The organism is Candidatus Pelagibacter sp. PS_06 (assembly GCF_059418045.1).
The window spans coordinates 140726-164275 of record NZ_CM182078.1; the positions used below are offsets into that span (position 1 = coordinate 140726).

The 23550-nt window shown below is 27.1% G+C and carries 27 protein-coding genes, 1 tRNA gene and 1 rRNA gene; 16 read left to right on the plus strand and 13 right to left on the minus strand.

The window, feature by feature from the left end:
- Window positions 1-140: 140 nt before the first annotated feature.
- From AC5SLZ_RS00710 to AC5SLZ_RS00735, 6 genes are all read left to right on the plus strand, one after another.
- Complete coding sequence (locus AC5SLZ_RS00710; RefSeq protein ID WP_494615726.1) at window positions 141-977, plus strand: hypothetical protein; 837 nt, start codon at window positions 141-143, stop codon at window positions 975-977.
- Window positions 970-1731, plus strand: a complete 762-nt coding sequence (locus AC5SLZ_RS00715) for an FkbM family methyltransferase (protein ID WP_494615727.1) — start codon at window positions 970-972, stop codon at window positions 1729-1731. Before AC5SLZ_RS00710 ends, AC5SLZ_RS00715 begins: the two co-directional genes overlap by 8 nt.
- Window positions 1728-2966 carry a glycosyltransferase gene (locus AC5SLZ_RS00720; protein WP_494615728.1) on the plus strand — a complete coding sequence of 413 codons (1239 nt, stop codon included), beginning with the start codon at window positions 1728-1730 and terminating at the stop codon, window positions 2964-2966. Before AC5SLZ_RS00715 ends, AC5SLZ_RS00720 begins: the two co-directional genes overlap by 4 nt.
- A gap of 11 nt (window positions 2967-2977) precedes the next feature.
- On the plus strand, window positions 2978-3841 hold the full coding sequence (locus tag AC5SLZ_RS00725; protein WP_494615729.1) for a glycosyltransferase family 2 protein: 864 nt from the start codon (window positions 2978-2980) through the stop codon (window positions 3839-3841).
- On the plus strand, window positions 3834-4793 hold the full coding sequence (locus AC5SLZ_RS00730) for an EpsG family protein (RefSeq protein WP_494615730.1): 960 nt from the start codon (window positions 3834-3836) through the stop codon (window positions 4791-4793). Before AC5SLZ_RS00725 ends, AC5SLZ_RS00730 begins: the two co-directional genes overlap by 8 nt.
- A 67-nt stretch (window positions 4794-4860) precedes the next feature.
- Window positions 4861-5634 (plus strand): glycosyltransferase, encoded by a 774-nt coding sequence (locus AC5SLZ_RS00735; RefSeq protein WP_494615732.1) that lies wholly within the window; start codon window positions 4861-4863, stop codon window positions 5632-5634.
- Between the two features lie 251 nt (window positions 5635-5885).
- Here AC5SLZ_RS00735 and AC5SLZ_RS00740 read toward each other — a convergent pair whose 3' ends face one another.
- Window positions 5886-6887 (minus strand): MraY family glycosyltransferase, encoded by a 1002-nt coding sequence (locus AC5SLZ_RS00740; RefSeq protein ID WP_494615734.1) that lies wholly within the window; start codon window positions 6885-6887, stop codon window positions 5886-5888.
- Window positions 6888-7168: 281 nt separating this feature from the next.
- On the opposite strand from AC5SLZ_RS00740, the gene AC5SLZ_RS00745 reads away from it, so the two are divergent.
- The 10 genes from AC5SLZ_RS00745 (at window position 7169) to AC5SLZ_RS00790 (ending at window position 14054) form a co-directional block, all read left to right on the plus strand.
- Window positions 7169-8251 carry an O-antigen ligase family protein gene (locus tag AC5SLZ_RS00745; RefSeq protein WP_494615735.1) on the plus strand — a complete coding sequence of 361 codons (1083 nt, stop codon included), beginning with the start codon at window positions 7169-7171 and terminating at the stop codon, window positions 8249-8251.
- Between the two features lie 234 nt (window positions 8252-8485).
- Window positions 8486-8600, plus strand: a 5S ribosomal RNA gene (gene rrf / locus AC5SLZ_RS00750).
- 9 nt (window positions 8601-8609) lie between these two features.
- Entirely contained in the window at window positions 8610-9503 is an 894-nt protein-coding gene (locus tag AC5SLZ_RS00755) for an NAD-dependent epimerase/dehydratase family protein (protein ID WP_494615736.1), read from the plus strand.
- On the plus strand, window positions 9493-9618 hold the full coding sequence (gene ykgO / locus AC5SLZ_RS00760; protein WP_008545413.1) for a type B 50S ribosomal protein L36: 126 nt from the start codon (window positions 9493-9495) through the stop codon (window positions 9616-9618). Before AC5SLZ_RS00755 ends, ykgO begins: the two co-directional genes overlap by 11 nt.
- A 5-nt stretch (window positions 9619-9623) precedes the next feature.
- Window positions 9624-9734, plus strand: a complete 111-nt coding sequence (locus AC5SLZ_RS00765; RefSeq protein WP_297681801.1) for an aa3-type cytochrome c oxidase subunit IV — start codon at window positions 9624-9626, stop codon at window positions 9732-9734.
- A 9-nt stretch (window positions 9735-9743) separates the two neighbouring features.
- A complete protein-coding gene (locus AC5SLZ_RS00770; protein WP_494615738.1) occupies window positions 9744-10832 on the plus strand; it encodes an NAD(P) transhydrogenase subunit alpha in 1089 nt (362 codons plus the stop codon).
- A gap of 4 nt (window positions 10833-10836) precedes the next feature.
- Window positions 10837-11145 (plus strand): proton-translocating transhydrogenase family protein, encoded by a 309-nt coding sequence (locus AC5SLZ_RS00775; protein ID WP_494615740.1) that lies wholly within the window; start codon window positions 10837-10839, stop codon window positions 11143-11145.
- A gap of 3 nt (window positions 11146-11148) precedes the next feature.
- Window positions 11149-12543 carry an NAD(P)(+) transhydrogenase (Re/Si-specific) subunit beta gene (locus AC5SLZ_RS00780; RefSeq protein WP_494615741.1) on the plus strand — a complete coding sequence of 465 codons (1395 nt, stop codon included), beginning with the start codon at window positions 11149-11151 and terminating at the stop codon, window positions 12541-12543.
- 8 nt (window positions 12544-12551) lie between these two features.
- Complete coding sequence (locus tag AC5SLZ_RS00785; RefSeq protein WP_494615742.1) at window positions 12552-13250, plus strand: transaldolase family protein; 699 nt, start codon at window positions 12552-12554, stop codon at window positions 13248-13250.
- 9 nt (window positions 13251-13259) lie between these two features.
- A complete protein-coding gene (locus tag AC5SLZ_RS00790; protein ID WP_494615744.1) occupies window positions 13260-14054 on the plus strand; it encodes a phytanoyl-CoA dioxygenase family protein in 795 nt (264 codons plus the stop codon).
- 151 nt (window positions 14055-14205) lie between these two features.
- Here the strand turns inward: AC5SLZ_RS00790 and galE are convergent, their stop codons facing one another.
- The 12 genes from galE to tkt all read right to left on the minus strand — a co-directional run bounded on the left by galE (window position 14206) and on the right by tkt (window position 23510).
- Entirely contained in the window at window positions 14206-15183 is a 978-nt protein-coding gene (gene galE / locus AC5SLZ_RS00795; protein WP_494615745.1) for a UDP-glucose 4-epimerase GalE, read from the minus strand.
- An 81-nt stretch (window positions 15184-15264) separates the two neighbouring features.
- A tRNA-Met gene (locus AC5SLZ_RS00800) sits at window positions 15265-15341 on the minus strand.
- Window positions 15342-15347: 6 nt separating this feature from the next.
- On the minus strand, window positions 15348-15542 hold the full coding sequence (gene rpsU / locus AC5SLZ_RS00805; protein ID WP_008544401.1) for a 30S ribosomal protein S21: 195 nt from the start codon (window positions 15540-15542) through the stop codon (window positions 15348-15350).
- A gap of 54 nt (window positions 15543-15596) precedes the next feature.
- Entirely contained in the window at window positions 15597-16184 is a 588-nt protein-coding gene (locus AC5SLZ_RS00810) for a cell cycle transcriptional regulator TrcR (protein ID WP_028036305.1), read from the minus strand.
- Complete coding sequence (gene rpmE / locus AC5SLZ_RS00815) at window positions 16185-16415, minus strand: 50S ribosomal protein L31 (RefSeq protein WP_028036306.1); 231 nt, start codon at window positions 16413-16415, stop codon at window positions 16185-16187. It lies immediately after the preceding gene.
- 35 nt (window positions 16416-16450) lie between these two features.
- Window positions 16451-17191, minus strand: a complete 741-nt coding sequence (locus AC5SLZ_RS00820) for an inositol monophosphatase family protein (RefSeq protein ID WP_494616215.1) — start codon at window positions 17189-17191, stop codon at window positions 16451-16453.
- Between the two features lie 4 nt (window positions 17192-17195).
- The gene (efp, locus tag AC5SLZ_RS00825; protein ID WP_494615748.1) at window positions 17196-17756 is read right to left on the minus strand and encodes an elongation factor P; all 561 of its coding nucleotides are present in this window, start codon (window positions 17754-17756) and stop codon (window positions 17196-17198) included.
- Window positions 17753-18367 (minus strand): thiamine phosphate synthase, encoded by a 615-nt coding sequence (gene thiE, locus AC5SLZ_RS00830; protein WP_494616217.1) that lies wholly within the window; start codon window positions 18365-18367, stop codon window positions 17753-17755. The genes efp and thiE overlap by 4 nt, the downstream gene beginning before the upstream one ends.
- Entirely contained in the window at window positions 18354-19364 is a 1011-nt protein-coding gene (locus tag AC5SLZ_RS00835; protein WP_494615749.1) for a class I fructose-bisphosphate aldolase, read from the minus strand. The genes thiE and AC5SLZ_RS00835 overlap by 14 nt, the downstream gene beginning before the upstream one ends.
- Window positions 19365-20543 (minus strand): phosphoglycerate kinase, encoded by a 1179-nt coding sequence (locus tag AC5SLZ_RS00840; RefSeq protein WP_494615751.1) that lies wholly within the window; start codon window positions 20541-20543, stop codon window positions 19365-19367.
- Window positions 20543-21550, minus strand: coding sequence for a type I glyceraldehyde-3-phosphate dehydrogenase (gene gap, locus AC5SLZ_RS00845; RefSeq protein ID WP_494615753.1), 1008 nt, complete (start codon window positions 21548-21550; stop codon window positions 20543-20545). Before gap ends, AC5SLZ_RS00840 begins: the two co-directional genes overlap by 1 nt.
- A complete protein-coding gene (tkt, locus tag AC5SLZ_RS00850; protein ID WP_494615755.1) occupies window positions 21471-23510 on the minus strand; it encodes a transketolase in 2040 nt (679 codons plus the stop codon). Before tkt ends, gap begins: the two co-directional genes overlap by 80 nt.
- Window positions 23511-23550 lie beyond the last annotated feature (40 nt).

The following is a 23550-nucleotide window of genomic DNA, read 5'->3' on the forward strand; positions in this document are numbered from 1 at the left end:
TAAAAGCTCAAATTCTTTAGTAGACTCTATCGATAGATAAAATGATTATAGTCAATATTGAATGTTAATTTTACTTATGGTAATTTAAATTTTATTCTTTTAAAAACCATTGTAAAAAAATATTAACTGGTAACAATACTTTGATTATTAAAAACTTTTTCTTTGATATTCTTAAAAATCTACTCAGTAGATATGATTTAATTATTGTTAAAAAAAATATTATTGATTTTAACAAGAACTTTAATTTGTCAAAATTAAAGTTGAGTAATCAAAATATTGTTAAAAATTTTAAAATTAGCAATTTAATTACTACAGCAGGTAAGCGATTAGGTTCATTTGAAGACCCATACTATTTTGCTTTAAAAAAATCATTACCAATTAAAAATAAAAAAAGTTTTACTATTTCATTTGTAAAAAAAATAAAATTTATAGTAAAATCACCAAGGACTGCAAGTGAGGCCATAAAGTTAATTAAGTCAAAAAAATTATCGTTATACCCTGAATGGGCTCTTGTTTTACCATGGGAAGATATATCAATTGAAGAAAATTATAACACTTACATGAATATTTTTTTTTCAAAAAGAAAAAAGTTAAAAAAGCTTGGCAAATATATTAGAAAAAAAGAAAGAGACAAAATAATTTACCACAATTTAGCTTGGGAGTCTCATGCAGAACAGTATTATAATTTATATAATAAAATGATTAAAAAAGGATTTAAGAAAATAAATTATATACCTGCATATCTGTTCAGATACAAAAATCAATTTCGTTTTTCACTAGCAGATGATGGAAATCATAGAATTAGAACGGCATATGTACTCGGATTTAAAAGCATACCTTTAAAAATATTAAAAATTGTTGATTTAGAAAATCTAAATAATTGGTTAAATGTAAAGAATGGACTCTATACTCGAAAAGAGGCAAAAAAAATTTTTATTAATTATTTTAACTACAAAGGTAGTGGTTCGTATGTTTAATTCTTTAATAAGTTTTATTAACGAAAAATTTATTATTTTTTTAAGATCTGTTTTAGGAAAATTCGGTATTATTATAGGTTTTTCTTCTGATGGTGAAGATAGTATTTTGCACAAGTGGCTTGGTGAAATTAAGGATGGATTTTATATTGATATGGGATCTTATAAACCTCTTTATTTGTCAAACACATATGGATTTTATTTGAAAGGCTGGAGTGGCATATGTATAGACCCAACACCAGGATTAGAATTTAAATATTCATTACTAAGATCAAGAGATTTGTTCATAAATTTAGCTGTACATAACGATGATAGGTTAGAAAATATCTCATTTTTTACGTATAAAAAAAATCCAGACTTAAATACTTTTTCCAAAGAAAGAGTTGATATTCAAAAAAAATTGTATGGCAAATATCCTACAGATATTATTAAAGTTGACCGTTTAAAGATTCAAAACTTAAAAAAACTAATTAAAAATAAAAAAATACATTATTTAAACGTTGATATTGAAGGAGAAGATTTTCATGCAATTCAATCAATATTGAACGAAAAAATTTACCCATGGTGCATTAGTATAGAGGAATTGGGATACTCATTAGAAAATTTAGACAAAAGTAAAGTAAAAAAATATTTAAGTAAAAAAGGCTATATTTTAGTCTCAAGAACATTCTATACGTCAATTTATTTAAGGAAAAGTATTCTTAAAAAATTACCTTCTAAGTATGTTAAAGAAATCAAACACGCTAAAAATATATGAAAGTAATTCATCTGAGTACCTCAGATAGTGGTGGGGCAGGTCGAGCAGCTTTAAGAATTCACAATTCTTTACTTAAAAACAATATAGACTCAGAAATGTGGGTTAATATTTCTAATTCTAATGAAAAAAATATAAAATCTCCAAAAGGAAAATTTAGAAAAACGTTAGCTTTTTCAAGACGCTATGCTGGAAAATTATTTAAATTAATTTATAATACAAAAAATCCAATTCTACACTCTCCAGCCATTCTTTCTTCGTCATGGGTAAAAAAAATTAATAATAGTAACGCTAATATTGTAAATTTACATTGGGTGCAACATGAGATGTTGTCAATTGCAGATATTTCAAAAATTAAAAAACCTTTAGTATGGACTTTGCATGATATGTGGGCTTTTTGTGGAGCTGAACATGTTTCATGGGATAATAGATGGCAGGATGGATATTTGAAAAATAATAGACCATCTCATGAAAAAGGTTTTGATATTAATAGATGGAGCTGGAGAAGAAAGGTACAATATTGGAAAAACTCATTTCAAATAATAACTCCAAGTAATTGGTTAACCGAATGCGTAAAAAAAAGTAAATTAATGAGTGATTGGCCATCTTCAACAATACCAAATTCTATAAATTTAGATTTTTGGTGCACTAAAAATAAAGTTTTAGCAAGAAATGAATTAAATTTATCAAAAAATGACATAGCTATAGCTTTTGGTACATCAAGAGCAAGTCAAGAATATCACAAGGGTTTTGATTTATTTTATCAAGCTTTAAAAAAAATTAAATTACAAAAGAAAATAAATTTAAAATTGATTGTATTTGGAGATACAAAAGTAGGTAAAAATATATTGGGTTTTCCAACTAAATTTTTAGGATATCTGAATGATTTTGAATTAAAAAATTTATATAATGCAGTAGATGCTGTAGTTGTGCCTTCAAGACAAGAGTCGTTTGGACAAATTGCATGTGAAGCTAGTGCTTGCGAAACACCTGTAATTGCCTTTGACACAAGTGGATTGAGAGATATAATTCAACATCTTGAAACAGGTTATCTTGCAAAAAAATTTGATACAGATGACTTAGCTGATGGAATAGAATGGGTTTTAAAAAATAAAGATATTAAAAATTTTGGTAAAAAAGCAAGACAGCATATAAAGAATAATTTTGAAAGTAGCATAGTTGTAAAAAAGTATTTAGATATTTATGAAAGTTATTTATTAACCAGATATAAAATATAAAATTCTTTAAGATGATAAATGTTATTATTCCAGTCTATAATAGAATTAACTCCACACTTGAATGTATAAGTTCTTTGAAGAAGCAAGATTGTGTGAATGACTTAAAATTATTTGTTATTAACGATGGATCTACTGATGATACAAATAATATAATTAATAAAAATTATCCAGACATAAATATATATAATGGATCGGGATCTCTATTTTGGGGAGGTGGCGTAAATTTTGGAATTTCAAAAGTTTTACAAATTTGCACTAAAGGAGATTGGATATTATTAGTAAATAATGATGTGGTGTTAAAATCTGATGCAATATCGAAACTTGTTAATGAGTCGAATAAATATAACCGGAAATGCATATCAGGAGCCATATCTGTTTCGAATGAAGATAAAGAAACAGTTGTAAAATCTGGTTCAATAGTTAAAAGTTGGTTTTTTAATGTTACGTCTCACAAATTTATTAATAAAAATATAAGAAATATTAAAAATATAATACCTGTTGAAGTAGATTTTTTGACAGGTAGATGTTTGCTTCATCCTGTCGAATTATTTGAGTTAGCTGGAAATTATGACTCAAAAAATTTTTTGCATTATGGTGCAGATGATGAATTTTCTATGAGAATTAAAAAATATGGATATTCATCAATACTTTGTCCATCAAGCATTGTTTATTTGAAAGAAAATCAACCAATTAAATTTAAAAAAGAATCTTATTATAGAAAATTATTATTTTATCTTTTTGATATAAAATCTAGCGCTAATATAATTAATAAATTTAATTTAACTTTAAAAGTAGTACCTTTATATGCAAAAGTAACTTTTTTTCTTGTTGGTGTATTAAAATCTTTAATAATTTGTTTAAAAAAAAATGTCTAATAAAAAATTTTTTTTGTCAAGATCTCTAATTATTATATTTTTAATTTCTTTCATACTAGCTTTTTTAAAAGGTAGCGGTTTATACGGATTTGGTAATGATTTTTATGTTATTTATCACGAAAGTAATTTAAACTTTGGAAGTTTATTTAATAGATTAGGGTGGATTATATCAACATTTACAATAAATAATTTTCATTTAGGGGTACATTTAACTTCATTTATTTTGGCCATAAGTTTTGGGTTTTTAATGAGGTCAATTTTTATATTACAAAAATTAGACAACTTATATTTTTTTATTTTTATATTTATTGTTGGATTTCATACTTGGCCAATTATTATGTCAACCTCAAATGCTATGAGACAAGGGCTTTGCATGTCTATGATTTTTTTAGGTATTGCATTTTATTTAGATAAAAAAATATTTTTTTCCTTTATTTTCTTTTTTATATCATTATTCATGCATAAAAGTGGCCCTTTTATATTTGTTATCTTTATTTTTTCTCATTTCGTTAGGCTTTTTATGATGAGTCAAAAAAAATATAATAATTTATTTTTTATTTTTTTTGGTATTCTAATTTTTTTAGTATGTTTATTTTTAATATATAAATTTGAAGATGGCGGAAGAAATAGTAGAATTATTTTTAAAGATTATAGATTTCATTTTTTAACATTAGGTTTTTTATATATTGTAATATTTCACTATAAAAACTTTTTTTTCAAACAGAATATGATGAATTTGTTTGTTTATTACTATTTTTTTGGCACTTTAGCTGTGATTGTATCAACTTTAAACTATGAATACGAAAGATTACAAATGATGATTTTGATACCATTAATTTTTTCTTATGGTTTACTTTTTAATATAAGATCATCTTATATTTATTATGTTGTTACATTCTCAATTTTGTTAACACTAACTATTTATAATGGAATGTATGAGTCATTTTATTAATAAATATTGATCTTAAAAAAGCATGATTATTTTTATTATCAAAATATTTTATGGCATTTATTAAATTATGGTTTTTAATCGTTTAATTCTTTTAACTCCATATCACGGTACAAGAGAAGTTTTAGAAAAAACTATAGAGTCTGTTATTTCACAGCTAGACAAAAAAGATATATGGATAATAGTGTTAGATAATCAAAATTTTAGTAAACTTATAAATAAAAAAAAATATGATCAATTAATTTTTTTAAAAAATTCTGGTCTAAGAGGTGCTGGGAATTGCAGAAATCTAGGATTGGATTATATTGCTGAAAATTTAGATGGAAATTTTTTACTTTTACCTTTTGATGGTGATGATATTATTGAGGATAACGGAGTTAATTTAATCAAACAAACAATGATTAATTCTAGTCATGATGTAATTTCATTTGCACACAAAAAATTATGGCCAAATGGAACTAGTAGAGTCATTGGTTATGATGGGGTTTTTAATATTAAAGATCTATTAAAAAGATACCTTACTCCTTGTGGATCAACGGTAGTCAAAATAAATGACCCAAAAATTCTTAAATCTTTTAGATTTGGATCCCGTTTTAGAGTAAATGATGCATTATTTTTTTATCAAGTTGTAAAATATTTTGGGAAATTTAAATGTTCACCTAAAGTTGTCTTAAATTATAAAGTAGGTAATACAAAATCATTGTCCGGAAAAAAATTATTTATGATTTATTATAAATATTTGTCTTTACGAGATTTTGGATTAAGTAGCTATCAAACTATTTATTATACTTTATGTCATATAATTAATGGTATTAGAAGATATTATTTCAAACAATCTATTTAGCAAAAGAACAATTAATATAAATTATCTATTTTCATCAGAATCCTCAACTTATGGACACGCTCACACAGTATATTTCTTTAATGATTTTAAAAAGTTTAGTGTCGAAAGTTTGTTTATACCAGTTTAAGTAATAGATTAAATGAATCTAAAAAAATACAATATATTTAGATTTAAATGATTAAATTTTTAATAGCTAATTGAATATCAAGCTCTTTCAAAATTTAATAGAAAGTTATGAAAAAGGATATAAGTCAAGATATTTTATTTCTAAATAAGTATTTTCTTAAAAACAAAAACATTAAAAATGAAAATATTAAAATTATTAAAGAAAAAAATGGACTTATATAGTAGAACGCAATGTATCCAATTATAAATAAAAAAATATTTAATATAAATATAATTAAATCTGTTGATAAAGGTGATTTTACAAATCTTAATAACTTATAATGAAGATGATCTAAGCCTGCTTTAAATAAATTTGTTTTTTTTTCAAATCTCATTATATTTATTGATAAGAATTCAAATACAAAAATTGAAACAGACCAGGCTAGTAAAATTGGATGAATATTTGTGTTATTTGCTAAAAATATTAATAAAAAAGACAAAATAAAACCCAACATAAGACTACCACTATCCCCAAAAAATAATTTTGGTAGTTTTAAGAAAGAGAAATTAAAAAATAAAAAAATTATTATAGGAAGAGCTATTACTATTAAGAATTGTTTTATTTTTTGATCTGGGACAATAAAGTATAAGATACAAAGTGTAGATAAAGTTGAAAATCCTAAACACCCATCGATACCATCAAAATAATTGAATGAATTAATCAAAAATAAAACACATAAAAGAGTAAACACTTTAGAAAATGAATGTAAATCTAGAGTAAAAGAATTATATTCACCAATATTATTTAAAGTTAAATTTTCTATGAATATTAGATAAAAAACAGGTAAGATTTGTAAGCTTAATTTACCACCAGTATTTAAATGGTATTTATCATCAATAAATCCCACAATAGAAATTATAATTGAGGTGGATATTAATAAGTTTAGTTGAAGATTAAACGTTGAAAATATTTTGAGAGAAATTAAATAAATTATAGCAACCAATAATCCACCAGTGTATACAGTTGGTTTACTGTGAATTTTTCTTTTATTTGGAATATCTAATAATTTTAAATAATATGAAAGTTTTGTTCCAGCGTATAAAACAAAAAAAATGATTAATAAGTAAATTATAAAAATGTTATTCATAAATTATTTTTTTCATTTTTTTAAAATATTTCACAAAATTGGATAAATTATAATATAATTTAACAATGATATTTAATTCCATACAAGAAAGATATTTTTTTTACAATATACCTTCTATTTGTTTCTGTTTTTTGCCATTTTTTCTAATCACTGGCCCTTTTTTAAGTGATTTGGCTGTTTCTATTATAACTTTGTCATATTTAGCATACTGTTTAAAAAAAAAAAATTTTTCCGAATTTAAAAAAAAATACTTTTATTTTTTTTTGTTATTTTGGAGTTATTTGATTTTAAATAGTTTGGTAGTTAATATAAATTATGACTCAATAAAGATTTCATTATTTTTTTTTAGATATGGGGTTTTTGTAATTGCAATTACTGCATATCTAAATTTTGATGACTCATTCTTAGAATATTTTTTTTATTGTCTATTTTTTTGTTTTTTAATTTTGATTATAGATGGTTATTTTCAGTACTTTGATGCAGGAGGTGAAAATATTTTTGGATTTTCATCAGGCAGCCATGGACGAGTGAGTAGCTTTTTTGGGAAAGAGCTAATTTTAGGAAGCTATTTAACAAGGTTGTGGCCATTATTTTTTGCTCTTTCTATTATTTTTCTCAAAAAAAGAGATATCCAATTTTTTATTATGGTTGCAATATTTATTTTGTCTGAAGCGTTGATATTTTTATCTGGTGAAAGAGTTGCATTTTTTTTTATTAATTTTACAGCAGTTTTTATAATTTTTTTTTCAAATAAATTGTATAAGATAAGATTTATTACTTTAGCTATAAGTATGGTAATAATTATTTCTATAAGTTATTTTTCCCCTACAGCGAAAGAAAGAATAGTAGATAAAACTTTAAGTCAATTGAATTTAAGTAGTGTTAATTTCAATAATCAGGAAAATATAAAAAAAAAAAATAATAAAATTTATATTTTTTCGGATGAACATAATCAACATTACATATCTGCATATAAAATGTTTTTAGATAATAAAGTTATGGGAGTAGGAGTAAAAAATTTTAGAAATTTTTGTGGAATAGAAAAATATAAAAGTGATAAATCATGCTCAACTCATCCTCACAATATTTATTTACAAATACTAACTGAAACAGGCATTATAGGCTTTTTATTTATAATGTTTGTGTTTTTTTATTTTATCTATTTTATTATTAAGCATTTGATTTATAAAATAAATAACAAATTTCTTTTTACAGATTTTCAGATCTGTTTGTTATCTGGAATTCTAATATTTATTTGGCCTTTAGTGCCAACAGGGAATGTATTTAATAATTGGTTAACTATAATTATGATTATATATATGCCATTACTAATTTGGAGTAAAACAAAGTTCAATATAGATTAACCAAATAGAAATATTAATGAAGATTTGTGAAATCAAGTTTTAAAAAAATTGACAAAAATTTTTGGAAATAATCATTTAAAAGATTGATAGTAAAATAATTTTCTTGTTATTTTAATATTTTCAAAATTTATCCAATAGATTTAAGGGTAATTTATCTGTTTTGTGCTAATTTATATTAAATGATAAAAGATTTTAATACTTTACACTAAATTTTTATTAAGTATAAGTCTTTTGCCTGGTAATTATTGCGAAAGTGTAATACCCGATCCCATTCCGAACTCGGAAGTCAAGCCTTTCAGCGCCAATGGTACTTTGTCTTAAGACATGGAAGAGTAGGACATTGCCAGGCTAATCTAAAATGAAAAATCTTATAATTGTAACTGGTGGTGCAGGATTTGTTGGATCTAGATTAATCAAATCACTTTTAAAAAAATCAAATAAAAAAATTATTAGTCTTGATAATTACTCTTCCGGAAATAAAAGAAATCATATCGTAGATAAACGAGTTAAGTATTTAAAAGGCGAAACAATTGATATCTCCAAACATTTAGAAAATTTAAAAAAACAAATTCATTCAGTTTTTCACTTTGGAGAATTTGCAAGAATTTATCAAAGTTTCAAAAAATTTGAAGAATGCTTTAAGTCTAATTCTCTAGGCTCTAATGCTGTTTTTAAGTTTTGTCTTGATCACAATATAAAACTTATTTATTCAGCTACTTCAGCATCACTTGGGAATAAGGGGAATGATAAAAACTTATCTCCTTATGCTTTTACCAAATCAAAAAATTTAGAACTATTAGAAAATTTTAGAAAATGGTTTAATTTTAAATTTGAGGTTATTTATTTTTATAATGTGTATGGGCCTGGTCAAATTAAACAAGGTGACATGGCAACAGTTGTTGGAATTTTTGAAGATCAATATGAAAAAAATAAACCATTAACAATTGTAAGACCTGGAACCCAAACGAGAAGATTTACTCATATTGATGACACTGTAAATATCTGTATTGAGGCTTGGAAAAAAAATAAATGTTTTCACTATAGCATAAGTCACAAAAAAGCTTATTCTATCAAAGATCTTGCCAAGATGTTTAGAACTAAAACAATTTATTTAAAACCTAGATTAGGTGAGCGATATGCTTCAACATTAACAAAAATATCTAATAATCGTAAAATAATTAATAAATATGGAAAAATAGATTTGAAAGATTATGTAACTTCGTTTATTAAAGGTGTAATTTATGAAAATTAAAAGTTCATTAAAATCTATTAAAAAAAGAGATCTTAATTCTAAGTTAGTTAGAAGAAGAGGTCGTGTGTACGTTATCAATAAAACTAATCCAAAATTTAAAGCAAGACAGAAGTAATTTTTATGGATAATGAAAACCATAAAAATACCTGGAACAATTTTACCAAATTTGTGTTGTGGGGAACTGTCGCGGTTATTGGTGTTTTAGTTTTAATGGCAATATTCTTACTGTAAGATCAATGTATGAAAATTGCTTCTATTTTAGAAAATCAAAAAATTGAAAAAAGAATAGCAATTACTCCTGAGATTGCAAAAAAATATATATCTCTTGGCTTTGAAGTTTTATTAGCTAAAAATTATGGAAGTCATCTTGGGATTAAAGATGAAGAGTATAAAGAATTAGGCGTATCAATTTCACAAGATGAAAAAGAAATCATATCTAGTACAGATATTATTGTTCAGTTAGGTTTATTAAGTGATGATAAAAATTCTTTATTAAAAGAAAACCAAACGTTTATTGGAGTTCTAAACCCATATGATAATAAAGATAAAATAGATTATTTAGTTAAAAAAAAAATCAATACTTTTTCACTTGAATTACTTCCAAGAATAACAAGAGCTCAGTCTATGGATATATTATCCTCCCAAGCAAACCTTGCAGGTTATAAAGCAGTTGTGGAGTCTTTTGCTCATTTTGAAAAAGCAATACCAATGATGATGACTGCAGCAGGAACAATACCAGCTGCAAAAGTATTAGTTGTTGGAGCAGGAGTTGCTGGATTACAAGCAATTGCAACTGCAAAACGAATGGGTGCAATTGTTTTTGCAACAGATGTTAGAATGGCCTCAAAAGAACAGGTTGAAAGTTTAGGGGGAAAATTTTTAACAGTTGAAGGAGCTGAAAATTTAGAAACCGAAGGTGGCTATGCAAAAGAGGCATCAGAAGATTTTAAAAAGAAACAAGAAGAATTATTATCAGAGACATTAAAAAAAATTGATATTGTAATTTGTACAGCTTTAATTCCAGGAAAAAAAGCACCAGTAATCATTAAAGAAAGTATGATTCATAATATGAGCTCAGGTTCGATAATTTATGATCTAGCTGCTATTCAAGGTGGAAATACAGCACACACTAAAGTTGATGAAATTGTAGATACTAATGGTGTTAAAATAATGGGAGAAAGTAATATATTAAATAAACTTCCAACTTCTGCATCAAATTTATATGCAAAAAATGTATTTAATTTTGTGTCAAATTTATATGATAAAGAAAATAAGAAAATTAATATAAATTTAGAAGATGAGATAATTGAAAAAACTTTAATAAAATAAAATTATGGAAATAGATCCTTTTATATTCAGGTTAAGCATTTTTATCCTTTCAATTTTCATTGGATATTACGTGGTTTGGAGCGTTACTCCATCACTTCACACACCTTTAATGTCAGTTACAAATGCGATTTCATCAGTAATTATTGTTGGTGCAATTATTGCAGCTTTATCAGGTAATGAAGGAGTAGTTTTCACATCTTCAAGTATTTATGGTTTTTTAGCAATTGTTCTTGCAGCAGTTAATATCTTTGGTGGATTTTTGGTTACTCAAAGAATGCTCGCAATGTACAAAAAAAAGAAAAAGGATAGATAATTGATGTCTGCGAATCTTTCAGCAACTTTATATTTAGTATCAGGTGTATTATTTATCTTAGCCTTAAGAGGGCTGTCTTCTCCTGAAACATCAAGACAAGGAAATTTATTTGGAATAATTGGAATGTTGATAGCTGTGACTGTAACATTTCTATCTGTTGGCAATTTTAGTTCTGGATTTATTTATGTGCTTATATTTTTAGCAATCGGTGGAAGCATTGGTGCATTTATAGCTTACCGTATACCAATGACTGCAATGCCTGAATTGGTTGCTGGATTTCATAGTTTGGTTGGTCTAGCAGCAGTGTTTGTTGCAATTTCAGCTTTCATAAATCCTGAAGCTTTTGGACTGGGCACTCCTGAAAATATAAAACTTGCAAGTTTAATTGAGATGGCAATAGGAGCAGCAGTTGGTGCAATTACTTTTTCGGGTTCAGTAATTGCTTTTTTAAAACTTCAAGGGATAATGTCGGGTGCGCCTATTACTTTTAAAGGTCAGCATGCATTAAATGCTTTACTCTTTGTTTCAATTATAGTTTTAACATTTTATCTTTGCTCAACCCAGTCGGCTAATTTATTTTGGATTTTAATTGCAGTTTCGTTTCTAATAGGTTTTTTAATCATTATTCCAATCGGTGGTGCAGATATGCCAGTAGTAATTTCAATGCTAAACTCTTATTCTGGTTGGGCAGCAGTGGGAATTGGTTTTACTCTAGAAAACACTGCACTAATAATTACAGGAGCATTGGTTGGATCATCTGGTGCAATTTTATCTTATATAATGTGCAAAGGAATGAACAGATCATTCTTCAATGTTATCTTAGGAGGATTTGGTGCAACAGTACAATCAAGTTCATCACAAAGTAAAGAACAAAGACCAGTTAAAAGTGGAAATGCAGATGATGCAGCTTTTTTAATGAAAAATGCTTCATCAGTAATTATTGTTCCAGGTTATGGTATGGCTGTTGCTCAAGCACAGCATGCTTTAAGAGAAATGGTTGATACGCTAAAAAAAAATGACATTAAAGTTTCTTACGCCATTCATCCTGTTGCAGGGCGAATGCCAGGACATATGAACGTATTATTAGCTGAGGCTAATGTTCCTTATGATGAGGTATTTGAATTAGAAGAGATTAATAATGATTTTGCAAATGCTGATGTTGCTTTTGTAATAGGTGCCAACGATGTAACAAATCCTGTTGCAAAAACAGACCCTCAAAGCCCGATCTATGGCATGCCAGTTCTTGATGTTGAAAAATGTAAGTCAGTTTTATTTGTAAAAAGAAGTTTATCTCCTGGTTATGCTGGAATTGATAATGATTTATTTTATAAAGAAAATACTTTGATGTTATTTGCAGATGCAAAAAAAATGACAGAGGATATTACTAAGAATTTATAGGTATAAATTTGAATACTAAAATATTTTGTGACATTGCTGAATTAGATCAAATTAAAAAATTTAATAAAAAAAAAATTGTTAAAGGATTTACAACTAATCCAAGCTTGATGAGAAAAGCTGGAGCAAAAGATTATAAATCTTATTCAAAAAAAATTCTTAAAATTTGTAGCAATAAACCAGTTTCCCTTGAAGTATTTGCTGATGATTACAAACAAATGAAAATTCAAGCAATGAAAATTAATACTTGGGGGGAAAATGTGTATGTGAAAGTGCCAGTTTCTAATTCTAAAGGTAGATTCATGGGTCAAATAATTAATGAGTTAAATAATCAAAATATAAAACTCAACATAACAGCTGTTTATAATGCTAAACAAACTGAAAAGATTTTAAAGCAAATTAATAAAAAGACAAAAGTAATTATTTCTATTTTCGCAGGAAGAGCAGGGGACACTGGTAAAGATCCAGTTCCCGAATTTATTAAGAGTATTAAGTTAGCAAAGAGATTTAAAAATGTTGAAATATTATGGGCAAGTGTTCGTGAGCCTTATAATTATTTACAGGCAAAACAACTTGGATGTCATATTATAACAATTCCACCAGCGATTATTGAAAAAATAGAAAATTTTGGTAAATCATATAATCAACTAACTATAGAGACAGTAAAAGCTTTTTTACAGGATAGTAAAAAATCTAAGTTTAAAATTTAAAAATTCATTATGAATGATTTTGTAAAAAAAGTTCAATCACAGGGTATTGTAAACAAAAATAATTGGTTAAGTCCCGATGATATACAAATAATTGAAAATTTAATTAAAAAATTAAAACCACTCAAAGGGGACGAAAAAAGTACTTATGCTATAAATATAAAAATGGTGATTAAAAAAATTTTTAAAATGAACTTTTCTAATATATTCAAATCACTTTACTTTATACGATTATCAAAAAAATTAAGATTAAAAGATATAGCCCAAGAAATTCTTAAATCAAAAGCCAGACTTATAAGAATCGATCATTTTTGGAGTCCTCAATCTGACGATCCTGTAATTCAGTGGCATGTAGATAATGCTTATTCTGGAAGGAAAGATGTTAAAGTATTTAATGAGCCGGATAAACAGGCGATAAAATTTTTTTTTTATTTAACTGATGTTTCCTCAGATAATGGATGTTTGTCCTATATACCCTATAGTCATAAAATAGCTTATGCTCTTAAAGAAGGCATATATAAAGGGGATATTCAATATCAAACTTATTGGACACTTTCTGATTTTAGAAAGATAATTTTAAAGGAGAAAAATTATAACTATATAAAAAAAAAAGTTGATAACAAAATTTTAAAAGAATTTTTAAATACTTCGGAAAATATTTTATATGGAAAAATAGATGAACACTTATTTGATCATCATATTAAAAGAGGTGGTGCTGTAATATTTGATGAAGCAGGCGTTCACAAAGGTTCTAAAACAAAATTGAATGATAGAATGGTTTTAAGATTTTTTTATCAAAGAGTTTGATTTTAAATTTTAAAATAATTTGTTATTAAAATCATTGAAATTTCACCTGTAATTTTTAAAAAAAATCATAAAATTTATAAAGTCTTGTGATGGTTAAACATAGAAACTATTAGAGTATTTATAGCTAATAGGAACTAATTTATATCTATAATTATTTAAGGCAAGAGAATTTCTTTTCCCAATTAATTGCACTTTTTATTATCTTATTGATATTATTATATTTAGGTTTCCAATTAAATAGTTTTTTAATTTTTTTGGTATTGGCAAAAACTTGAGCAATATCACCATGTCTTCTTTTTTTATATTTTATAGATAAATTCTTTTTATTTTTTTTGAAAATATTTACCAATTCCAGTACAGAGTAACCTTTTCCATATCCACAATTTACAATAAATGATTTCTGAATTTTTTTTAAATAATTCATTCCAATTATGTGAATATTGGCAATATCATTCACGTGCATATAGTCTCTTATACATGTACCATCTTTAGTAGAATAATCTTTTCCATAAATACTTATAACTGGATTTTTTTTTAATGATTGAATAGCTAAATTTTTTATAAGGTGTCCATGAGATTTTTCAATTTCTCCAATTTTTCCTGAGTCACTTGCTCCAGCAACGTTAAAATATCTGAGTATACCATACACATAATTAAATTTTTTTGAGTATTTCTTAACTAATTTCTCGCCCTCACATTTTGTGTAAGCGTAGTAGCCTTGGGGTCTTAATTTTCTAGACTCACTGACACTTCCTTCTACATTTCCATAAACTGAACAGGACGATGAAAAGATAAAATTTTTAACTGATGAATTTTTACAGGCAAGTAATAAATTTTTAGTACCTTGAATGTTATTCTTTTTATATTTTAATTTATATTTTTCAGCTTCACTTACATTTAAATATGCCGCTAAGTGAAAAATTGTTATTATTTTGTATTTATCTAAAATTAATCTTAAATTTTTTTTATTTTTAATATCACTTTTTATAAAAATAGCTTTTTTGTTAATTAATTTTTTATGACCTGTCTCTAGATTATCAACAATTATTACATCATTTTTTTTTTTAATTAATTGTTCAGCTATATGGCTTCCGATATAGCCAGCACCACCTGTGATTAAAATACTCATTTTAAAATTATTATATTAAACATGTATAAAAAGCAAAAAGTAAGCTATTTAAGATTTTAAACAATCAGGATCAGATTAATTTGGTTGCGGGGGACGGATTTGAACCGCCGACCTTCAGGTTATGAGCCTGACGAGCTACCAGACTGCTCCACCCCGCGGTATACTTAAATTCTGTTTTTGAGTTTGTTTAACTTTTTAACTCTTTTTATGTTTTCTTGTAAAATTCTTTTTTTCTTCTCAGAGGGTTTTTCGTAAGTATTTTTTAGTTTAATAACTTTAAAAAAACCATCACGTTGTAGTTTTCTTTTAAGAACTCTGAGTGCTTGTTCAATATTATTGTCTTTAACTTCTATTTTCATAAATTTTTTTAATTGTGTGTAATTATCACTATAAATTTTTGATGTCTATTAAATTTAGTCAATGTTTGAAATTTCTTTTGCTTGTTTTGCTTTTTCTTTTTCTTTTTTTTCTCTTTTTATTCTTCTCTCAGCTTTTTCTAGTGCCTCTATCAGATCTTTTTGGCTAAATAAGTTTAATGCAACAGGGTCTTTAGGATTTAAATTATTATAGTTCCAGTAGCTTTTGTTTCTTATGGAGGTTACTGAATTTTTGGTTACACCAACCAATTTTGCTATTTGTGAGTCTTTAAGCATATTATGTTGTCTAATCAACCATAAAGCTGAGTCGGGCTTATCTTGTCTCTTAGATAGAGGTACATATTTTTTAGTTTTCTTTTCAGAGTTAGATATTTCAATATCAGTACTCTTAATAAGTAGAGGTCTATTTTCATCTTTTGATGATAATTCAATTTCATCTCTAGAAAGTTGACCTGAAATTATTGGATTATAAGCTTTAATTCCTTTTGCAACCTCGCCATCAGCAATTCCTTGTATCTCAACTTCATGCAAGTTACAAAAGTTTGCAATCTGTTTAAAAGTAAGCGTTGTATTTTCGACCAACCACACAGCTGTCGCCATCGGCATCAAAGGTGCATTTGACATTTAATTCTTTTTTTCTGATTTAAAGTTTTGAAATTTTTTATTAAATTTACTTATTCTACCTTTATCCATTAACTTTTGTTTTCCACCTGTCCATGCAGAATGAGATTTTGGATCAATTTCTAATTTAAGTAAATCACCTTCAGCACCCCAAGTTGATTTTGTTTCAAATTGAGTTCCATCAGTCATTTCGACTTTAATTGTGTGGTAGTTTGGGTGTATATCTTTTTTCATATCGAGACTTATAGCAAAAGAATTTTATAACACAATTAAAAGTTAACAAGATTTTCCAACATTTTGTCATTAATTGCTGCACTTGAAGCCTTGATATCAATCTTATTTACATCAAATTTGTCAATATCGTTCACTATGCCGCCTGCTTCATTTATCATCAAAGTTCCTGCAGCCACATCCCATAGATTAATCTTGTTCTGAAAGTATCCATCAAGCCTACCAGAAGCTACGTAAGCTAAATCTAATGCAGCAGACCCGCTACATCTCATATTTAAATTACTAAATTTTACACCTTCATTATTGCTTGAAAACAAACATTCTTCCAAAGAATTTTTGTTTGAAACTCTTAATCTCTGATTATTTAAAAAAGCACCTTTATTTTTTTCAGCAAAAAACATCTCATCTTTAATTGGATCAAATATTAAACCACTTAATAATTCTTCTTTTGACTTAAGAGCAATAGAAATTGCAAAGTGAGGTATACCATGAAGAAAATTAGTCGTTCCATCAATTGGGTCAATTATCCAAGTATTTTCTTTGTCTTTATTTTTAATAGCACCAGTTTCTTCAGTTAAAAAAGAATAATTTTTTTTTGTTTTCGACAACTCTTCAATTAATATTTTTTCAACATGTTTGTCTGTTTTGGTTACAAAATCACGAGGTCCTTTTTTTGATACTTGTAACTTTTCAATTTCTCCAAAATCTCTTATTATTGATTTAGACGCTTTTTCAGCAGCTTTAATCATAATGTTGAGATTTGCAGATATAGAGATCATAGAATTATATTTTTTTGATGTATTCGAGTGTTCTAGTATCAATAATTACTTCATCACCCGACTCTATAAATGGGGGTACTTGAATATTCAAACTATTATCAAGAGTAGCAGGTTTATAAGATGAAGAAACTGTTTGTCCTTTAAGAGCAACATCTGTCGTTTCAATTTTACAATTTACTTGATTTGGAAGTTCAACTGAAATTGGACTATCATTATAAAAACTTACTGAGACTTCAAGGTTTTCAGTCATTAACTTTCCTTTTTCTCCAACAATTTCTTTTTTAATTTCAATTTGGTCAAATGTTTTAGGGTTCATAAAAATATAATTCGCCTCATCATCATATAAATAGTTAAAATCTGTTTCCTCTAGAGATGCTTTTTCAACAGTTTCGCTAGATCTAAATCTCTCATTTAATTTTGTATTTTTGCCCACACTTTTCATTTCTACTTGGGCAAATGCTCCACCTTTACCTGGTTTCACATGTTGAGTTTTTAGGACTTGCCATAAATCATTTTTGTACTCTAAAAGCATTCCTACTCTTATTTCTCCTGCATTAATTTTCATTTCAGTTTTTTTATACTTTCTATGGGTTTATAATTTTTATTATTCCAAACGTAGCCTGAGATAGCTAATAAATTAGCATTGTTCAATAACAGTTTTTTATAATTATTAAAATTTATTCCACCAATAGCAACTATTGGTACTTTGGTTAACTTTTTTGCTTTATTTAAAATTTTAGTAGTAGCCTTAAATTTTACTTTTTTTGTTGTAGTAGAAAAAAAAGCCCCAAAGGCAATATAGTTTGCTTTTTCTTTGATGGCAGTTTTAGCCAATTTGATAGAGTTGTGACAGGTAACTCCAATAATTTTATTTCCTATAATTTTTCTTGCATTTTTTATATCCATATCCTTTTGACCCAAATGACAACCATCAGAATTTAGCTTTTTTGAAAGTATTGGGTCATCATTTACTAAAAATTTAGTACTATTTTTTTTACAAATTTGTTGAATTTTTTTTCCAATTAAAACTTTTTCCTTAAAGGAGTATTTTTTAAGTCTCATTTGAAAGAACTCAACTTTTCCAGTTTCAAGAATTTCTTCTAAATCTTTGTAGAATTGAGGGTATATTTTATTCGGCGAAATAAGATAAATAAATTTTTTTTTACTTATTTTCAAGTTCACTTGACCATTTTCCTTGAGCTGCCATAGTATTCATTCTTGCTCTATGATTAAAAACATTTTGGGTTCCTTCAATATTCTTAATATCTTTTGACCAGAATTTTAAAGCGCTTTGCTGAAGAGCTCTTCCATATGAATAGGTCATTATAAAATCAGTATCATTACTTTTATTAATTAGGTTTAAATTGTCTGTTGCTTCGATTTCTGATTGGCCACCTGATAAAAAAGCAATTCCAGGAACTTCTTTTGGAACAGATTTTTTTAAGCATTCAAGTGTTTTAGAAGCAACTTCTTCATTGGCGATTTTGTTTTTTGACTTATTACCAGCTAGAATCATATTTGGTTTTAAGATTATTCCTGTCAGGTCAATTTTGTGAACAATAAGTTCCTCAAAACATTTTTGAATTACTTCAGATGTTTTAATTAAACAGTCTTCTGCCGAGTGTTCGCCATCCATTAAGACTTCAGGCTCAACAATTGGAACCATCTCACACTCTTGGACTAGTGCAGAATATCTTGCAAGTGCATGAGCATTTGAATTGATTGCAAGTTTACTTGGATATTTTTCACCAATACTGTAAACACCTCTCCACTTTGTAAATCTTGCTCCAAGCTCATAATATTTTTTTAGTCTTTCTCTTAGTCCATCTAAGCCCTCAGTAACTTTTTCATCTGATGAATTTGCTAGATCTTTTGCACCTGTATCTACTTTAATTCCTGGAACAGCTCCCATTTTTGAAATCAAAGTAGGGATTGCTTTTCCACCACTTGATCTTTGATTGATTGTTTCATCATACAAAATAACACCACCAATACAATCTCTCATACTGTCCGCTGTAAGAAGTGTTTCTCTAAAAAGAAGTCTATTTTCTGGTGATGACTGAATATTTACTGACTCTAATCTTTTAGTCATAGTTCCATTGCTCTCGTCTGCAGCAAGTATACCTTTGCCGTTTGAAAGAATTTTTAAAGCAATTTTATTAAGTTCTGACATTTAATTTAGAGCTCTTATACCAGGAAGCTCTTTACCTTCAAGATATTCCAAGAAGGCTCCACCAGCAGTTGAAATAAAATTAAAATCATTTAATGCATTTAAATTATTTAATAATGAAACTGTATCTCCACCTCCGGCAACAGAATAAATTTTATTAGATTTATTATTTTCAATTATTTTCTTAGCAATTTCAACACTACCATTAGCAAAACTTGGATTTTCAAAATATCCTGCAGGCCCATTCCATAAAATTGTATTACTTTCATCAATAATATTATTAATCATGTTTATAGTTTTTGGACCAATATCTAAAATCATTTCATCTGATAAAATCTCATTCAACTCTTTTATTTGAGGCTTTCCATTTAAATCTTTCCCAACAACAATATCTTTAGGATATGTTATTTTACAATTATTTGTTTCTGAAAGTGAAAAAATTTCTTTAATAATTAGGTCAGAGTTTTCTTCTTGTATTGATTTTCCAATATTGTTACCCAAATATTTAATAATATTATTAGCCATTCCACCTACAATTATAATGTTGTCAAATTTAGGAATTAAATTTTTAATTATATTAATTTTAGTAGAGGCTTTTGAGCCTCCTATTATACAGGTTATAGGTTTTTTAATTTCGGAAGTAATTTTCTTTAAAGCGTTAACTTCCAAATCAAGTTGTAATCCAGAAAAAGAAGGTAAAAATTTTGTTATCTCATGAATTGATGCATGTGCTCTGTGAGAGCAAGAAAAAGCATCGTTAACATAAATGTCAGCTAAGGTTGCAAGTTGTTTAGCAAATTTTGGATTATTTTTTTCTTCCTCAGGATAAAATCTTATATTTTCTAACATGACTATTTTTTCATTGTTATCGTTAAATAAATCTTCTGAATTTATCTTGTTAACTTCTTTAGAAATGAGTTTTATATTATGACTTAATTTTACCTCTAAATCTTTACATATTGGCCTAAGTGAAAGTTCATTTACAACTTTTCCTTTTGGTCTTCCAACGTGAGAAATAATTATAATTTTTGCGTTTTGAGAAATTAAAAAATTTAAAGTGGGTAAAATTTTATCAATCCTTGTTGTGTCGGTTATCTTACCATCAAGCAAAGGAACGTTTAAATCTAATCTTAATAATATTTTTTTATTATTAAGATTCTCTTCATCTTTTATACTTTTCATTAAGAGATGTTGTGGACATATTCTGCTATGTCACACATTCTATTTGAAAATCCCCATTCATTGTCATACCAAGCTGAAATTTTTCCCATATTTTTACCTACCACGCTGGTGAGTGATGAATCAACAATTGCTGATGATGAATTATGATTAAAATCAACAGATACCAATTTTTCAAATGTAATTTCTAATATTTTTTTAGACTGGTTTTTTGAAACTTCTTTAAAGGCATCGTTAATTTTTTCTATACTTATTTCTTTTTTAGTACAAAAAACTAATTCAATGAGTGATACATTGGGAGTTGGAACTCTCATCGCAACACCTTCTAATTTACCTTTTAAAGATGGAATTATTTCTCCAATAGTTTTTGAAGCTCCTGTTGATGTAGGGACAATTGATTGGCTTGCCGATCTTGCTCTTCTTGGATCTTTATGAGAATTATCTAAAATCCTTTGATCACTTGTAAAAGCATGAATTGTGGTCATAAAACCTTTTTCAATTTCAAAATTCTTATGAAGTACGTTTGCAACTGGCGCTAAACAATTTGTAGTACAAGATGCAGCGGAAATTATTTGATCATTTTTTGTTAGCTTTTCTTCATTAACACCAAAAACAATAGTTTTATCTGCATTTTTACATGGAGCAGAGACTATAACTTTTTTTGCACCATTATTAATATGTGCCAATAATTTTTCTTTCGAATTAAATTTTCCAGTACATTCGAAAATGTAATCAACACCAAATTTTTTCCAATTGATATCTTCAATTTTTGATTCTTGAGAGAAAGTAATTTTATCTTTATTTATAATTAAATGGTTTTCGTCGTAATCAAGATCTGCATCAAATTTTCCATGAACAGAGTCGTATTTAATTAACGTACAACTTGCTTCAGAATTAGATCTATTATTAATATGTTTTATTTTAATATCTTTATTTTGGCTTTCTATAATTGACCTGATAACCATTCGGCCAATTCTTCCCATACCGTTGATTCCAACATTTATAGTCATATTTTTTTTCTAACTTTTTTTTTGATTTGCTAGCAATATTTGCTGCTGTTAAACCAAAGTGTTTATAAATTTCTTTATAAGGTGCACTTTTTCCAAATGTATCAATTCCAAAAGACAGCCCATCTTTGCCTATATATTTTTTCCAACAATCTGTTGATGCTGCTTCTATAGAAATTATTTCTTTTGTCTCATTAATTATTTTTTGTTTGTATGAATTTGATTGGGAGTCAAAAAGATCTTGGCAAGGCATAGATACTACTTTTGAATATATCTTATCTTTGGCTAATTTATGACTAGTCTCTATTGCTAAATTAACCTCCGAACCACTTGCAAGTATTGTTAAATGAATTTTTTTATTCGTTCTTAAAACCTCATATGCTCCAAGAGAACATTTGTTAACGTTTGAAATTCGTTTTCTTATTGGATCAAGATTTTGTCTGGTCAAAGACAAAACACTTGGTGTCTTTGAGCTTTTTAATGCATGTTCCCAGCATTCTATAGTTTCCATTCTATCTGCAGGTCTAAAAACATTTAGATTTGGAATAGAACGCAAGCCTGACAATTGTTCTATTGGTTGATGGGTTGGACCATCTTCTCCAAGACCAATAGAGTCATGTGTCATGACATAAATAACCCTTTGCTCCATTAAAGCAGATAATCTTATTGATGGTTTGCAATAATCTGAAAATATTAAAAATGTTCCTCCGTATGGAATAAAACTACTATGAAGAGCAAGTCCATTCATTATCCCACTCATTGCATGCTCTCTAACCCCATAATGAATGTAATTTCCATTAAATTCACCAGTCTTAACTATTTTATGATGTTTGGTTTTAGTGTTATTCGATCCTGCTAAATCTGCGGAGCCTCCAATTAAATTATTAGCAACACTTGTCAACGAATTCAAAGTAAGTTCTGAGGATTTTCTGGTTGCTAAACTTTTAAGCTCTTTAATTGCCTTTTGTTTTTCAGTTTGTAAAGTTTTTGTAAAATTATTTTTTAGTAAATTATTTATTATGACTTTTTTCTTTTTATAAATTTTGCTCCAATTATTCTCAAGTTTTTGACCTTTTTTACCAATTTTTTTCCATTCATTTAAAATTTTATTTGGAATTTCAAAAGGTTTATGTCCCCAATTTAACGCTTTTCTTACTAGTTCAATTTCATCTAAACCCAAGGGACTTCCATGAGACGACGATTTGCCTGATTTGTTTGGAGATCCATAACCAATTTTAGTTTTACAAGAAATAACGGTTGGTTTTTTTGCATTTTGAACTTTTTTTAAAGCCCTTAAAATTTCTTGCTCGTTATGACCATTTATAAGAATATAATCCCATCCATAACTTTCAAATCTTTTTTTAAAGTTATCTGAAACAGCTAAACTTGTTGGCCCATCAATTGATATTGAGTTGTTATCAAAAAGCATCACTAAATTTTTAAGTTTTAAATGTCCAGCTAAACTCATTGCTTCATGACTTATCCCTTCCATTAAGCATCCGTCTCCTGCAAGAACATAAGTTTTGTGATTTATAATTTCTTTACCTAATTTTTTTTTTAAAATTTCTTCTGCAATTGCAAAACCAACAGCGTTTGCAATTCCTTGACCAAGAGGCCCTGTTGTGGTTTCAATTCCAGTTTTAGGATGATACTCTGGGTGACCTGCACAAATTGAATTGAGTTGTCTAAATTTTTTTATACTATTAAGTGAAATACTCTTATATCCAGTAAGATATAATAGAGAGTAAAGTAACATTGAACCATGGCCTGCAGAAAGAACAAATCTATCTCTATTTAGCCAATCTGGATTGTTTGGGTTAAATTTTAAAAAATTCTTAAATAGAACGGTAGCAACATCTGCCATACCCATTGGCATACCAGGGTGACCAGAATTCGCTTTTTGCACAGCATCAATTGAAAGAAATCTGATGCAATTTGCCAAATCATTATGTAGTTTGCTCAAAATTATCCTGACTAGACTAAGAAGATTCTATTTAATAATA